Source organism: Flavobacterium cutihirudinis, from assembly GCF_003385895.1.
Lineage (GTDB): Bacteria > Bacteroidota > Bacteroidia > Flavobacteriales > Flavobacteriaceae > Flavobacterium > Flavobacterium cutihirudinis.
Map to the genome: position 1 here is coordinate 39,302 of NZ_QRDQ01000014.1, position 15,430 is coordinate 54,731.

Sequence of the window (15,430 nt, forward strand, 5' to 3'; positions counted from 1 at the left end):
AAATGAAATCACTATTCGACGCCGTTTCTTTCAAATGCAGTAAATTGATTACGCAAAATTATAGTTCCTCATTTTCATTGGCAGTAAAAATGCTGTCGCCAAGTATTCGCGATGCGATTTACAGCATTTACGGATTCGTTCGTTTTGCTGACGAAATCGTAGATTCATTTCACGATTATGAAAAAGAATATTTAATAGATGATTTCGAAAAAGAGTATTACAAAGCCATGCAATTGGGCATTAGCCTTAATCCAATTTTGAATTCTTTCCAACATACGGTTAAAGAATATAATATTACCGATGATTTGGTTCAGGCGTTTTTAAAAAGCATGAAACTCGACCTTATAAAATCAACTTACAATACCCAAACTGAATATGCAGATTATATTTATGGTTCTGCCGATGTTGTTGGTTTAATGTGTTTGAAAGTTTTTGTTGCCGGAAAAGAGCACAAATACGAACAGCTAAAACACGAAGCCATGCGTTTAGGATCGGCTTTTCAAAAGGTAAATTTCCTTAGAGATTTGAGAGACGATAATCTGATTTTAAACCGAACTTATTTTCCGGGAATCAATCTCAAAAATTTCAATGAAGACGCAAAAGCGCAAATCATCAAAGAAATCGAAGAAGATTTTAGAATTGCATATCAAGGAATTGTAAAACTGCCAATGGAAGCTAAATTTGGCGTTTATACCGCTTATGTTTATTATAAAAAACTGCTTAAAAAGTTAAAAAACACGCCGTATCAAGAAATAGGAAATTCGAGAATTCGGGTTTCTAATTATACAAAAGCGGGGCTTTTGGCGCAGTCTTTTGTGACGTATAAGCTTAAATTAGTTTGATTTCATTGAGCTTTGTCGTTACGATTAAGCCAGCAGTTTGTCATTTCGACGAAGGAGAAATCTTCGCGAGAAACTCGACAAAGATTGTCACTTTAGATTGCAGAGCTACTTGCGAAGATTTCTCCTTCGTCGAAATGACAAGATTGAGAGAATTTCAAAAACAAGTAAAAAATAATCGTTAGAGTTAATCTTTTATAACTTAAAGCTAAACTCAAACAAAATAAAGTCATAATTTTAATAACAACATTTATAAAATGATTTCCTTTTTAATCTTTTTAGGCGTTTTTCTGTTCATGGAATGTGTTACCTGGCTTACGCACAAGTACGTAATGCACGGTTTTATGTGGTATTTTCACGAAGATCATCATCAGCCAAAATATGAGCATACTTTTGAGCGCAACGACATTTTCTTTGTCATTTTTGCTACTCCAAGTATCCTTTTATTTTATTTTGGTGTTCAGGGCGGTTTCAATTATTTGTTTTTTATCGCTTGCGGTATAACACTTTACGGCGTTTGCTATTTTTTAATTCACGATGTATTGATTCATCAGCGTTTTAAATGGTTCAAAAACACTAAAAACAAATACCTCATCGGACTCCGAAAAGCGCATAAAATACACCATAAACACCTCAACAAAGAAAAAGGAGAATGTTTCGGAATGTTGTTTGTACCATTTAAATATTATAAAATGTAACTTTATAAGAAACATTTGTAACAATTGACTTAATCGAAATGAAATTATACAAAATAGAAACCGTACAATATGTAAATTCAAGTGTTGAAGAATGCTGGAATTTTTTCTCAAGTCCTAAAAATCTACAAACTATCACGCTTGATAACATGAGTTTTACAATCAAGGATTTTGATGAAAAACGAATGTATCACGGGCAACTTATAACGTACACTTTAAGGCCGCTATTAGGAATAAAAATTTCATGGGTAACCGAAATTACAGCTTGTAAGGAAAACGAATATTTCATCGATATTCAGCGTTTTGGACCGTATAAATTATGGCATCATAAACATTTCTTTGAACGCACAAAAGACGGCAAAACAAAAATGACAGACATTGTTCATTACGCACTTCCACTCGGAATCTTAGGCCGATTCCTGAACACGATAATTGTAAAAAACAAACTAAAAACCATCTTCGATTTCCGTCGCAACAAAATCGAAGAACTATTCAATTCACATAAAGAGCCACAAGTCGTAGAACTTAACGGAAAACAAAAAAGCTTTTAATTCTTTTTTTAACACATAGAAACATAGATTTTTAAAGCTTGGAAAAGGCGTTTCACTTGCATAAATAAACATAGTATGCGCACAATAATAGAGAATTGGCAATCTTTGTAAAACTTCTCGCGGTCCTTCGACTTCGCTCAGGATGACAAACTTTGAGAACTATGTGTTAAGAAACTAGTTTCTTTTTTTTAATCTTTATAAGTCAAAAGATAAAAATCTATGTTTCTATGTGTTCAAAATAAATACACAATACAAATATTCGCCAAGACATCACCAACACAATGACAAAACAAAAAGTTTCCTTCTTCTGGTTCAGACGCGATTTGCGTTTAGAAGATAATACTGGATTATTTCACGCTTTGCAGTCGGATTTTCCTGTAATTCCCTTATTTATTTTTGATGAAGATATTTTAGATAATCTTCCAAAAAATGATGCCAGAGTAACTTTTATTTATGATTCACTTCAGAAAATAAATTCCCAATTAAGCGAATTCGGTTCTTCCATTTTAATCAAAAAAGGAAAAACTACAGAAGTTTGGAAATCGCTAATTGCAGAATTTGACATACAAAATGTTTTCTTCAATAAAGATTATGAACCGTTTGCAATCAAAAGAGATTCTTCAATAACTTCTCTATTAAAAGAAAATAACATCGAATCTTTCTCTTTCAAAGATCATGTAATCTTCGAAGAAAAAGAAATTACAAAAGCAGACGGACTTCCTTATACAGTTTACACACCTTATAAAAATAAATGGCTCGAGAAATATCATTTTTCGGGAGCTGCACCCGAATATGATTCGGCTCCATTTCAATCTAATTTTGCGAAAAATCAATTTCCATTTCCTGAATTATCAGAAATTGGTTTTGAAAGAAGCGCCATAAAAGTGCAACCACACGATTTATCTAAGATTTCAAATTATAAAGAAACGAGGGATTTCCCTGCTTTGGACAGTACGTCTTACCTTTCGCCTCATTTGCGTTTTGGATCGGTAAGTATTCGGAAATTAGTAAATTGGGCAAATAGAAAAAACCAGACTTTTTTAAGCGAATTGATTTGGAGAGAATTCTTTATTCAGATCCTTTTCAGCTTTCCGAATTGCGTCAATCACAATTTTAAATCGGCTTACGACGGAATTCAATGGCGAAATAATGAAGAAGATTTCAAACGCTGGTGTTCCGGAACAACAGGTTATCCAATGGTCGATGCAGGAATGCGTCAGCTAAACGAAACTGGATATATGCACAATCGCGTGCGTATGGTTGTAGCAAGTTTTTTATGCAAACATTTACTAATCAATTGGCAATGGGGCGAAGCGTATTTCGCCGAAAAACTATTGGATTTTGAATTGGCTTCAAACGTAGGAAACTGGCAATGGGCCGCAGGAACAGGTTGCGACGCCGCGCCTTACTTCCGAGTTTTTAACCCTGAAATCCAACAAAAGAAATTTGACGAAAAAGGAGAATACATCCGCAAATGGATTCCTGAGTTTGATTTTGGATATAGTGAACCTATGGTTGATCATGCTTTTGCGAGAGATCGTGCGATTGCGACTTATAAGGCGGGCATAATTAAATAAATTCCAAATTTTAAAATTCCAAATTCCAATTACACACAATCTTGTCATCCTGAACGAAGGATCACAAACTAAACGAGAAAAACCTTTGTCAAAGTTTTAAACTTTGACTAAGATCTATCCTGTTAGATTGGAATTTGGAATTTTTATATTGGAATTTCCTCCACTAGTATTTCAAATAATTCTCAACAACAATCTTAGCCTTCAAATCAAACATTAAATTATACAAACCAAAGAAAGTACGATTCATGTAAATAAAGTGCTTAGAACCTCGATTTCCGTTCATTTTTTTCAAATTTGTGTCTTCAGAAAAACGCTTTCCTAATTGTGCGATTGCATTGAAAAAAGTTTCATCAGCAAAATCAAAAGTTTCGTTTTGGAAAGGTCTTGTAAAAAGTGACAGCAAATCATGAAACATTTCGGTGAAATATTCTATTTCTGCGGGTGTATCATCTGGACGAAGAATTTCTAATTCGAATAATTTATCATTAAAAAGCTTTTCGTCGGTAATTACATTTTTATTTATTAACTCAAAATAAGGCGTGTAAAATTCTTCTGGAATTTGTTTCATACAACCAAAATCTAAAGCAATTAACTTGTTTTGATCATCAACCAAAAAATTTCCCGGATGCGGATCCGCGTGAACTTTTCGCAGAACATGAATTTGGTACATGTAAAAATCCCAAAGTGCTTGCCCTAACTTATCTCCCGTTTCCTGATTCGTGTTTATAGCAGTGAATTCAGAAAGATGAATTCCTGTCATCCAATCCATTGTAATGATTTTCTCGGATGAAAATTCCGGATAATAATTTGGGAAAGAAATATTCTCAATTTTATTGCAAGCATCAACAACTTCCTGACTTTGTTTTAATTCTAACAAATAGTTAGTTTCCTCAATTAGTTTGTCTTCAACCTCTTTAAAATATTTATCCGAATCTTTTCCTTGTAAATTAAACATTCTGATAGCAATTGGTTTTACCAAAGCCAAATCAGACGAAATACTATTTGCAACGCCGGGATATTGAATTTTTACCGCCAACTTTTTGCCATTTTTCTTAGCCAAATGCACTTGACCAATACTTGCAGCGTTTACCGAATTTGGATTGAATTCGTCGTAAATTTCATAAGGCGTTTTGCCAAAATTGCTTTTAAAGGTTTTTAAAACCAACGGAGCTGAAAGCGGCGGAACTGAAAACTGTGACAAAGAAAACTTCTCAACATAAGCCTGAGGCAGAAAATTCTTGTCCATACTCAGCATTTGAGCTACTTTTAGTGCGCTTCCTTTCAAACTTTTTAGTCCGTCGTAAATATCTTCGGCGTTATTTTCGTTTAGTTTATCTCTTGATAAATCAGGATTAACTATTTTTTCAGCATAATGTTTCACATAATTTACTCCAATTTTGGCGCCGGTCTGAACCAGTTTTCCTGCCCTTTCTATTTTTGAAGTTGGGATATAATCAATTGTTTTCATTATCTGCTATGTATTTTTTCTTTAAATAGAAATTTACCAAAATCTATTAAATGGTTCATTGGCGCAACATTCATTAATTCGAAAGAAGCATTTACTGATTTTTCGATAAAAATATCTGTTTTCTCAAAAGCAGCAGATTCATCATCCATCCAGAATTTAATCGTCAGCATTAATTGCAGCCAAGATGATTCCTGAATTGTTTTTTCCTGAAATTTTTGAAATTTTTCTTGTTCCAATCTATAATCGTCTGTGAGAATTTCTGCAACATATTCTTTAAAACTGTTTCGCAGAGAAGTAAGCTGAACTAAATTTTTAAGTGGATTCTTGTCTACTTTAAGTGATTGTAAAACATAACTTCTGTTGGCAGTCAATATTTCGAAAAAAGTAAAATAGAAACTCAGCATTTTATTCTTCATATCATATTGCTGATATTCTTCGTTTTTGTGAAGCAAGTTCACCGTGTTTTCAAAAAACAATCGAAATATTTCTTTTTCTAAACCTTCTAATGTTCCAAAAAAAGCATAAAATTCAGCTTCCGAAAAATCATTTTCCTTAGCAAAATGAAAAACCGATTTTGGTTTCTGTCCTTTTTCTAAAACTTCATTCATGTATATTGAAACGATATCATCTTTGGTAATTACCTTTTTTTTAGTCGCCATTTTATTAAAATTTAGAATTCGCCTTAAAGGTAAGCATTGTTTAAGTACCTTTACTAATCCTTAAACAATAGGCACTGTTAAATATATTATAAACTATTATGGCTCAAAATGTTCTATTAACGGGAGGAAGCGGATTCATTGGAAAACATTTAACAGATGTTCTGATAGAAGCTGGATATTCCGTGTCTGTTCTGAGCCGTTCTGACAAAAAAGATACTCCATCAATTCAATATTATAAATGGAATCTCAAACAAAATTATATTGATGAAAATGCGGTTCTAAAAGCCGATTATATAATTCATCTCGCAGGTGAAGGAATCGTAGAAAAGAGATGGACTAAAAGACGAAAAAAAGCAATTTTAGAAAGCCGTACAAAACCAATTGATTTAATTTTTTCAGTCTTAGAAAAGAACAATAAAAAACTGGAAGCCTTTATTTCAGCATCCGCTGTTGGAATTTATGGGGCGATTACCCGCTCAACAATTTGTACGGAAGAAACTCCGCCGGCTAATGATTTTTTAGGAGAAACTTGTCAGATTTGGGAAAATGAAGTTACAAAGATAGAAAACCTCGGCATTCGAACCGTTAAAGTAAGAACCGGTATTGTTCTAGGTAAAGATGAAGGATTTCTAAAAAAAATGACACCTAGTTTTAAAGCTGGTTTTGGAGCAGTTTTAGGAACAGGAAAACAATATTTACCCTGGATCCATATCGAAGATTTATGCGGTATTTATTTACTAGCAATAACTAACGATGAAATTTCGGGTTCATATAATGCCTGCATTACAGACAATACCACAAATGCCGGGTTTTCTAAAACGCTTGCTAATTTGTTTGGTTATACGATCTGGCTTCCTAAAATTCCTGCTTTTCTTTTAAAAATTGCTTTGGGAGAAATGAGCGAAGCAGTTTTAAAAGGTCAGCGAGTTTCATCTGAAAAAATTCAAAAAAAGGGTTTCGAATTTCAGTTTACAGATTTGGAACGAACGCTTGTACATTGTCTTAACTAAAAACAACAAATTCCAGTTCTTCTTAAAATTTAATGTTTGCTATCCGGTATAAATCGAAAGAATCTCCGGAATTTGTAGTTTTTATATTTCACTTCATAATTCCGGTCAAATCCGTCTGAACCGTTTTAGAAATCTTATTTGCTACTACATAAGGAATTTCGATATCGAAATCTTCAACCAAAATAGGAAAAGTTGATACAATCTGAATTCCTTCCGGAACTCTTTTCATTAAAGCTTTTACTGAAATGATTTTTGATTTTCCATGCAGGTAAAGTTTTCCCTTTACGTCATATTCTCTCTCGGTTTCATCGATATTTTTTAAATCAAATTTTTCGATTTTACCTTTAAAAACAGCTTTTGGATAACGATGACTTTCAATATAATTGTCATTAAAATGTTCTTGCATTAAGTCCATTTTAAAACGAAAATCTTTAATGACAACAGTACAGATAAGTGTACTGGATTCAGGTTCAAGAACAAGAGTTCCGAGCTTATTTACTGCTTTTACCTCCTCAAAGAAAGGAACAGAAGCTTGAAAATTTACAACCGCAGTACTGGTTTTAAATTTATCCTGAGCAAGCAAAGAAAATGCAGTAAAAAGTAAAATTAATAAAGTAGTTCTTTTCATAATCGTCATCAATTAAACAATTATGTCATTCGATTTTTTTATTTTAAGAAGAGAAAATCAGAACTTAAGATAATAGCTTAAAAAAATAGAATGGCAGTACTCCGTGAGATATTCCATAACTAGATAAATCTATACTTAAAGTTACGGAATTTCCCAGTAAAAAGTTCTTGTAATACTGCTAAAAATTTGTGAATATTTTGGAGGTTGAAACGTGGGTTTCGAATTGGGAATTGCGAAATACGAATCGTAAAATGTAAAGTCCCTACGGGACAAAATAGATTGGGTTTCTATTGTTTTTTTCTACCGATATATAATCTCTACGAGATATTCCGCTAGGAATTAAATAGCGGTAGAAAAACATAATGACAAAACAATTTTTCCCGTAGCTACCGATATGCAATCTCTACGAAATATTCCGTTAGGAATTAAATAGCGGTAGAAAAAAAACATAATGATAAAACAATTTGTCCCGTAGCTACCGATATGCAATCTCTACGAGATATTCCGCTAGGAATTAAATAACGGTAGAAAAAACCATAATGACAAAACATTTTGTCCCGTAGGGACTTCACCATAATTTATTGCTGAACCGGCGTACAAATCTCAATTAAAAAACCTTCCGGATCGCGCACGTATGCAACAACCTGTCCCCAAGCTTTTTTCTTTGGTTCTGAAACTAAAACCGCACCAAACGAGGTCGCTTTTTGTACCAATTCTCCAACATCGTCTGTTATAAAACCAAGTTCAATGGCAAAAGGCTTTGCTTCCAGACTGCTTTCAAGAAAACCTTCGCTCAAATTTTGGCTTGCTAGTTTTTTAGATGCAAAAGAAATGGTAGTTTCTCCTGTGCTTAATTCTCCATAATCCTGATCAGGAGTTATAAATTTTCGGGCAAACCCAAATGCATTCTCATAAAATTCGATCGCTTTTTCTACTTCTGCAACATATAATATTGTATATCCAAACTTTACCATTGTCTACTTATTTAAATGTTATTTCTAAAGATAGACAATCTAACTGATTTCTAAAAGCACATTATATTTGTCTAAACTCGCTAAATCTTCAATCGAATTAACATTGGCAATTTTTTCGTGTTCCTCGATTTCCTTTTTAATTTCGATATGTTTGATGGCTTTTCTGAATCGTCGTACTTCTTCAAGATTCGATAAAATTAGTCCCGGAACCTGAACACTTTTGCCGTCTTTATCCTTAGCCACCATTGTAAAATAAGAGGAATTGCAATGTTTGATAACACCGGTTTGGATATGTTCTGCTTCAACGCGAATACCAACTACCATAGAACTTCTTCCTACATAATTTACCGAAGCTTTCATCGTTACCAATTCTCCAACTTCTATTGGTTTCAAAAAGTTAACCGTATCAACAGAAGCCGTTACGCAATAATTTCCGCAAAATTTTGATGCCGAAGCAAAGGCAATTTGATCCAGTAATTGTAAAATGTATCCTCCGTGAATTTTACCGCTAAAATTGGTATGTGATGGCAGCATTAATTCTGATATACTAATCTTTGATGAAGAAACGTGTTTGAAATCTGTAGTCATATTTTTGGTTTTATGGTATTTTCTATGTTACTCTAAGTGAAATAAATTAGCGTTTTAATTCAAAAGTGGATTTTCATCTTCATTTGAAGCTCTTGCAATAATATTTTCAGGAAGTGACTTTTTTGCCTTTGCTCCCATTTTTTTTAATCTTTCGACGCTTGAAATTAAGTTTCCTTTTCCGTCGACCAGTTTATTCATAGCGCTTTCGTACTCGGTTTTGGTATCTTTGATTTTATTCCCAATTCGAACCAAATCAGTAACAAAACCTTCAAATTTATCATATAAAGCTCCGGCTTGTCTTGCGATTTCAAAAGCGTTTTCCTGTTGTTTCTGGTTTGTCCACATACTGTCAATTGTGCGTAAAGTTGCTAACAACGTACTTGGCGTTACAATAACAATATTTTTATCGAATGCTTTATTGTACAATGCCGAATCTTCGTTTAAAGCAATGGCAAAAGCGGGCTCAATCGGAATAAAAAGCAAAACAAAATCTGGGCTTTCAATTTGATATAAATCGTGATAATTTTTGTTTCCGAGTTGTTCTACATGTCTTTTTATTGAATTGACATGTTCTTTAAGAAAATCAATCTTTAAAATTTCCGATTCTTCATTAATCCATTTTTCATATGCAACCAAAGAAACTTTAGAATCTACAATCATCTTTTTTCCGTCAGGCAAATTGATTACAACATCCGGAAGAACACGCGTTCCTTCATTATTAGTAAAACTTTGCTGCACTTCGTATTCACGTCCTTTTTCTAAACCTGATTTTTCTAAAACGCGTTCTAAAACCAGTTCTCCCCAATTTCCCTGCATTTTACTATCGCCTTTTAATGCTTTGGTCAAGTTGAGGGTTTCTTTGCTCATTTGTGCATTCATTTCGCTTAAACCAACAATCTGCTGGCGCAATGCTGCATGATAATCTATACTTTCTTTATGCGTCTGCTCTACTTTTTGCTCAAATCCTTGAATTTTATCCTGAAGCGGTATCAAAATACTTTTCATGTTTTCACTGTTTTGCTCGGTAAATTTAGCCGACTTTTCTTCGAGGATTTTATTGGCAAGATTTTCAAACTCTTTGGTAAATTTTTCCTGAAGCTCATTTATTTCGCTTTTCTGTTCTTTGTGACGCTCCCATAAATTTTCGAAATCAACTTCTTTTTTAGAAAGCTGAATGGCCAGACTGTCTTTCTCGGTTCTTATATATTCCTTTTCCGCATTGCTTAATTGCAGCTGTTTTTGAAAACCATTTTTTTCGTTCTCAAATTGTTCTTTCTGAATCTTAAACTGATTTGTGGTTGCATTTAGTCTTTCTTCCAAACCAACTTTTACAGATTCAAATTTTGAAGAAAAAAGTATTTTTCCGAGAAAAATTCCGAGAAAAAGGGCAATAACAAAGGCAAATAAAACAGGAATAAGATCAAACATAACTACGTTTTTTTTTAAGTAAAAGTACGCAATAATACGTAGTACTTAATTCTAAAAGTAAAATTTCACGAATTAGTATTCATTCTAAAATTAATTAAACATTACCGAAAAAAATAAAAGAAAAAAAAACTTTTACGCAACCATTTGAAAAGATGTGCATCTATGAAATATAACCTAATTAAAATATTACCCAATGAAAAAAATAATGTTGAGCTTATTTATAGCTTTTGGATTTAGTGCATGTTCGCTTAGTAATGATGAAGTAAGTACAGATTGCGGAACCGATGTTGCTGCTACTTTTACAGGATTTCCGCTTTTATGCAATTATAGTGTAAAAACTTTACCTACGAATCCTGTTGCGATTTTTGCAGCATCTCAGGAAAAAATGGATTTATATTTTACAAAACACGAAAACACTTGTACTGTTCCAAGTGATCCAAATATCGATTTTTCGAAAAATATGCTGGTTGGAGTTTTCGCAGGAGCAAAACCTACAACAGGATATACAATAAAAATGACTGCGATGATTGAGAATAAATGCGAGATTGTAATTAATTTTTACGAAAGTGGCCCGCAGACTGGCGAAGCAATTTCTCAAACTCCAACTTATCCGTCGGATTTTATTATAATTCCTAAAACAACCAAACCAATTATTTTCAACAGAACATTAGAGACTGGAAATAATGTTGTATTAGGAACTTATTCAAGCAAATGTACTGGCGCTGATTGTCAAAAATTCTTTCAAATCAATGATTCAAGTGTTTTGAAATATTTAAATGTTGTGGCAGGGAAATACGAATTTGAACAATACAGCTACACAAATACAAACAAAGTAGGAGATTATACAGCATTTCTAAAAACTGTTCCAACAGAAATTTTAAACCTAAAAGGACAAACAAAAACCTATGGTACGCCGGATTCAGCAGATCAGGGTGGAATTTATTTCCAATTGCGTCAAGGTGCCGTTGTTACAAAAGTTTATATTGACAAAAATGATACTGCCGATCAAAGCGCTGAAATAAAAGCATTCAAAAAAGCCATTACTGACAAAATTACAAGCCTAAAATAATGCTTTAAAGAGAAATTCTAACGCATCTGAAAAGTGCGTTAGTTTTCTTTTAACAGAAAACCAAAACAAACAGAAAATACTGATAATCAAAACATAAAAAAGTCAGTATAAACAAAAAAGCTAGCCACGCTGCTTACTAAAGATAGTTTTTTAAGTTTATAAAAACTATTTTTGCAAAACCAAACAATACCACTTTTTTGAAAGACGATTTAGAAAAATACATAAGGCAATGCATGCAAAATAATCGGGAAGGGCAACTGAAAATTTATCAGTTGTTCTCTCCTGTTTTATATGGTATATGCCTGAAGTATATGAAAAATGAAGATGATGCCAAAGATGTATTTCAGGAGGCATTTGTAATTGTTTTTCAAAAAATCAGCCAATATAAATTTGAAGGAAGTTTTGAAGGATGGCTTAAGCGTATTTTCATTAACAAACTAATTGAAACGCTAAACAAGAAGAAAAAAGAAAGTTTCTTTTTGGATGTGTTTGATCCTGATACCGATTTTATTGAAGAAGAAGAGCTGGAAACTATTCCGATTGAACAGGAAAAACTGCTGGAATACATTCGAGATTTACCAGATCAATACCGAACAGTTTTTAACTTGTATGTTTTTGAAAAAATGAAACATAAAGAAATCGCCGAATTACTGAAGATTTCAGAAGGAACATCAAAATCAAATTTAAATCGGGCAAAAGGAATTTTGCAAAAAAGAATTTTGAGCATAAAAAATTTTAAAATAGCATGAAAAAAGAAAAGATAGAAGATATTTTTTCATCAATGGAAAACTTTTCAAGTATTCCGCCCCCAGAATTGTGGACTAATATTGAAGAAAAACTAGACAAACCTAAAAAGAAGAAAAGAGCAATTCTTTGGTGGTCGGCTGCGGCATGCCTTTTATTGGGCTTACTGCTTCCAACTGTTTTTCATATAGCTTCTAATTCAGGAATTAAAACAATAAATGGCAGTTCGACAGAAAGTAAAAATGTAGTTCTGGACAAAAATGAAAATGTGAAGAAGAATAAAAATAGTTCTTCAGAAAATGAAAATGAGAGTAATAATGGTGCTTTAGATAACTTTAAAAATACAAATAAAGGAAATGCAGTTGCAGATTCTGATTCTGAAATCAATTCTAATTCAGCAGGAAAATCTGAAAATGAAACCAGAGAACAAAATACAACTGAAGCTCAAAAAAATAGTGTTTCAGAAAAAGAGAATCAGTTTAACTCATTTTCACGAAATCAAAATAAACAGTCAGGAAAAAACGCTGCCAATCAAAGTGTAGCGCAAAAATCTTTTATGCCTAATACATCGAATTCTTTTAATACGGCATCAAAAAACTACTATCCAGACGCAGAAAAAAGAAACGCTGATAAAGCCTTGGCAGAAAAAACATTTTCATCTGGAAAAACAAATGGTTTTAATTCGGCTTTGGCCGGAACAACATCAAATTCAATTTTCGGAAAAACAACTCCAAATTCAGATACAAATAATTCGAATTCTGTAGCTATTCTTTCTGACACTAAACAAAGTGCTGAGAGCAATTTAAAGAAAGAAACTGGAAAAGAAACAAAATCGGAAAAAGCATTAGCAGAAAACACTCAGAAAAACAATTCGAAATTCAACAGCTCCGCTTTAAGCAAACAAGACTCATTACAGCTTGCAGAACTTCAAAATTTAGAAAAAGGAATTTTGGCAACAACTGCTGAAAGCAAAAAAGATAAGAAAGAAAAGACTTCTGAAAAAACAGATAAATGGGCCGTTCAGGTTTTTGCCGGCGTTGCCAACTCTGAAAATTATAAAAACGAAAAAACACTTGGGTACGTAAATGACTCTAAACAAGGAAGCGCATATGGTGTAAAAACAAAATATAAGATTGCTAAAAAATGGGCTGTAGGTTCTGGTTTCAAAATAAATGAATTGGGCCAAAGTGTAGCTAATGTTTCGTACATGAACGTTCGAAGAGACGGTTTATATGCTACGAGCGATTATTTGGTTCAAAATCCTACTGTTCCGCAGCAATCACTGGGTGTCAATGCCAATTATGTACTTTTATCAGGAACTACAACAAATTCGTTTAAAAGCGAAAATATACAGACTGGAAATTTAGATCAGAATTTACGCTATATCGAAATGCCTTTAGAAGTTTCGTATGCGGTTTTCTCAAAAAACAAAGCCAACATAAGTTTAAACACGGGCGGTTTTGTTGGAAAACTAATTTCAAATTCTGTAGCAATTGATGGTACTTCGATAGGAGAAAATATGAATGCAAATGATTTCGTGTACGGATCTACTTTAAGTAGTACTGTACAATATCGCGTTTATAAAAAAACTAATGTTTTTGTAGAACCAGCAATCAATTATTATATAAATCCGCTTAACAGTCAATCCTTCAACCAATTCCAATGGGGATTGAATTTTGGACTGAATGTTTCTTTTTAAGGTGGTTATTTTTCTATAATTTTAGTGAAATTTAAAATGTAGATGACATCAAAAAAGAATGAAAACAAGGAAACCTCTCTTTCAAAAAACTTAATTCTTGCAAAAGAACTTGTTTATGAACCTTGCGAATTTGATTGTACTGATTTTCAATCAGAATCGGAGAGCGCAGAATATGATGCTTTTGATTTTAAAATTGACGGTAAACAGGTCAAATATCGATCGGCAAAAATTACCCCAACCAAAACTGGCCAGTTTGTAACCTTATGGAAAAGAAAACCCAAAGGCACAATTGAACCTTTTCATGATTCAGATATAATTGATTTTGTTATAATCAGTGTGCGAAAAGAAGATTTTCTCGGACAATTTATTTTCCCAAAAGCTGTTTTACTCGAAAAAGGAATTTTCTCTACGGAAAAGAAAGAAGGAATCAGAGCCACGAGAGTTTATCCGCCCTGGGATGAAACCACAAGTAAACAAGCGCAAAAAACACAAAAATGGCAATTGGATTATTTTTATAGTATAAATCCAAAAAAAGATTTAGAACAATTTAAGAAGTTAATTAGATAATTCAAAAAAAGCGTCAAATGAAAGTTTCATCTGACGCTTTTTTGTTTTTATATATAAAACCTAAACAGCAGTATAACCGCCGTCTGCGATAATATAACTTCCGGTTGTAAAAGAAGATTTTTCAGAACTTAAAAACACTACAAGATCTGCAACTTCTTCTGCAGTTCCCAAGCGATTCATTGGTGCTTTTGCCGCAACGGCGTCCATCACATTCTGAGTCATGTTGTCTTTCAACAAAGCTGTTTCAATATAACCAGGTCCAACGGCATTACAGCGAATATTTTTTAAAGCGTATTCTGCTGCTATATTTTTGGTTAATCCAACAACACCATGTTTAGACGCAGTATAAGCCGGACTATTTGGTGCGGCAACCTGACCATGAATCGAAGCAATATTGACAATGCTTCCGCCGCCGTTTTTCTCCATTTGTTCCAACTGATAGCGGCACGCATAAAAAACGCCGCTTAAATTAAGTGCAATTACACGATCCCAAGCTTCCGGATCATATTCTCCAGTTGGTTTTGCAGGCCCGCCCATTCCGGCGTTATTGCAAGCAATATCAAGGCGACCGTATTTTGAAACCGCAACCTCAACCATATGTTTGTTATCGCTTGCGCTCGACGAATCTCCTTTCACAAAAAAAGCTTCGCCGCCGCTGTCTTTTATACTTTTTACGGTTTCTTCTCCGTGTTCAACATTAATATCTGATAATACAACTTTTGCTCCTTCTCGAGCGTAGGCTTCTGCAACAGCGCGTCCGATTCCGGAACCACCGCCTGATACAAAAGCTACTTTATTTTCTAAAAGTGCCATATTCTTAATATTTAAATTTGTAGCTACAATTTACGAAGATATCCTTGTTTAACTGGCCACAAATTGGGAGTTTAGCATAACATTAACTTGACATGCTAATGATATGTTATTTGATGATAAA

At 33.3% G+C, this 15,430-nt stretch carries 16 protein-coding genes; 9 read left to right on the forward strand and 7 right to left on the reverse strand.

What is annotated here, in order from left to right; genetic code table 11:
* Window positions 1-2: 2 nt before the first annotated feature.
* From BD847_RS20295 to BD847_RS20310, 4 genes are all read left to right on the forward strand, one after another.
* Entirely contained in the window at window positions 3-842 is an 840-nt protein-coding gene (locus BD847_RS20295) for a phytoene/squalene synthase family protein (protein ID WP_115890068.1), read from the forward strand.
* Window positions 843-1,096: 254 nt separating this feature from the next.
* Window positions 1,097-1,537: a sterol desaturase family protein gene (locus BD847_RS20300; RefSeq protein ID WP_115890069.1), complete on the forward strand. Its 441-nt coding sequence runs from the start codon at window positions 1,097-1,099 to the stop codon at window positions 1,535-1,537.
* Window positions 1,538-1,575: 38 nt separating this feature from the next.
* Window positions 1,576-2,085 (forward strand): SRPBCC family protein, encoded by a 510-nt coding sequence (locus BD847_RS20305; RefSeq protein WP_115890070.1) that lies wholly within the window; start codon window positions 1,576-1,578, stop codon window positions 2,083-2,085.
* Between the two features lie 281 nt (window positions 2,086-2,366).
* A complete protein-coding gene (locus BD847_RS20310) occupies window positions 2,367-3,662 on the forward strand; it encodes a cryptochrome/photolyase family protein (RefSeq protein ID WP_115890071.1) in 1,296 nt (431 codons plus the stop codon).
* Window positions 3,663-3,825: 163 nt separating this feature from the next.
* Here BD847_RS20310 and BD847_RS20315 read toward each other — a convergent pair whose 3' ends face one another.
* Window positions 3,826-5,130 carry an ABC1 kinase family protein gene (locus BD847_RS20315; RefSeq protein WP_115890072.1) on the reverse strand — a complete coding sequence of 435 codons (1,305 nt, stop codon included), beginning with the start codon at window positions 5,128-5,130 and terminating at the stop codon, window positions 3,826-3,828.
* On the reverse strand, window positions 5,130-5,789 hold the full coding sequence (locus BD847_RS20320; RefSeq protein WP_115890073.1) for a TetR family transcriptional regulator C-terminal domain-containing protein: 660 nt from the start codon (window positions 5,787-5,789) through the stop codon (window positions 5,130-5,132). The genes BD847_RS20315 and BD847_RS20320 overlap by 1 nt, the downstream gene beginning before the upstream one ends.
* Before the next feature lie 98 nt (window positions 5,790-5,887).
* Between BD847_RS20320 and BD847_RS20325 the strand changes: the two genes are divergently transcribed.
* Window positions 5,888-6,799 carry a TIGR01777 family oxidoreductase gene (locus BD847_RS20325; protein ID WP_115890074.1) on the forward strand — a complete coding sequence of 304 codons (912 nt, stop codon included), beginning with the start codon at window positions 5,888-5,890 and terminating at the stop codon, window positions 6,797-6,799.
* 88 nt (window positions 6,800-6,887) lie between these two features.
* On the opposite strand, the gene BD847_RS20330 is transcribed toward BD847_RS20325, so the two are convergent.
* From BD847_RS20330 to rmuC, 4 genes are all read right to left on the reverse strand, one after another.
* On the reverse strand, window positions 6,888-7,427 hold the full coding sequence (locus tag BD847_RS20330; protein ID WP_115890075.1) for a YceI family protein: 540 nt from the start codon (window positions 7,425-7,427) through the stop codon (window positions 6,888-6,890).
* A 578-nt stretch (window positions 7,428-8,005) separates the two neighbouring features.
* Entirely contained in the window at window positions 8,006-8,401 is a 396-nt protein-coding gene (locus BD847_RS20335) for a VOC family protein (protein ID WP_115890076.1), read from the reverse strand.
* A gap of 39 nt (window positions 8,402-8,440) precedes the next feature.
* Window positions 8,441-8,989, reverse strand: coding sequence for an acyl-CoA thioesterase (locus BD847_RS20340; protein ID WP_115890077.1), 549 nt, complete (start codon window positions 8,987-8,989; stop codon window positions 8,441-8,443).
* 54 nt (window positions 8,990-9,043) lie between these two features.
* Window positions 9,044-10,417 carry a DNA recombination protein RmuC gene (gene rmuC / locus BD847_RS20345; protein ID WP_115890078.1) on the reverse strand — a complete coding sequence of 458 codons (1,374 nt, stop codon included), beginning with the start codon at window positions 10,415-10,417 and terminating at the stop codon, window positions 9,044-9,046.
* Between the two features lie 193 nt (window positions 10,418-10,610).
* Here rmuC and BD847_RS20350 point away from each other — a divergent pair, with 193 nt between their 5' ends.
* From BD847_RS20350 to BD847_RS20365, 4 genes are all read left to right on the forward strand, one after another.
* Window positions 10,611-11,486: a protease complex subunit PrcB family protein gene (locus BD847_RS20350; protein ID WP_115890079.1), complete on the forward strand. Its 876-nt coding sequence runs from the start codon at window positions 10,611-10,613 to the stop codon at window positions 11,484-11,486.
* Window positions 11,487-11,683: 197 nt separating this feature from the next.
* Entirely contained in the window at window positions 11,684-12,235 is a 552-nt protein-coding gene (locus BD847_RS20355) for an RNA polymerase sigma factor (protein ID WP_115890080.1), read from the forward strand.
* Entirely contained in the window at window positions 12,232-13,929 is a 1,698-nt protein-coding gene (locus tag BD847_RS20360; RefSeq protein WP_115890081.1) for a hypothetical protein, read from the forward strand. Before BD847_RS20355 ends, BD847_RS20360 begins: the two co-directional genes overlap by 4 nt.
* A 42-nt stretch (window positions 13,930-13,971) precedes the next feature.
* Window positions 13,972-14,496: a MepB family protein gene (locus tag BD847_RS20365; RefSeq protein WP_115890082.1), complete on the forward strand. Its 525-nt coding sequence runs from the start codon at window positions 13,972-13,974 to the stop codon at window positions 14,494-14,496.
* A gap of 60 nt (window positions 14,497-14,556) precedes the next feature.
* On the opposite strand, the gene BD847_RS20370 is transcribed toward BD847_RS20365, so the two are convergent.
* Entirely contained in the window at window positions 14,557-15,309 is a 753-nt protein-coding gene (locus tag BD847_RS20370; protein ID WP_115890083.1) for an SDR family NAD(P)-dependent oxidoreductase, read from the reverse strand.
* Between the last annotated feature and the right edge of the window lie 121 nt (window positions 15,310-15,430).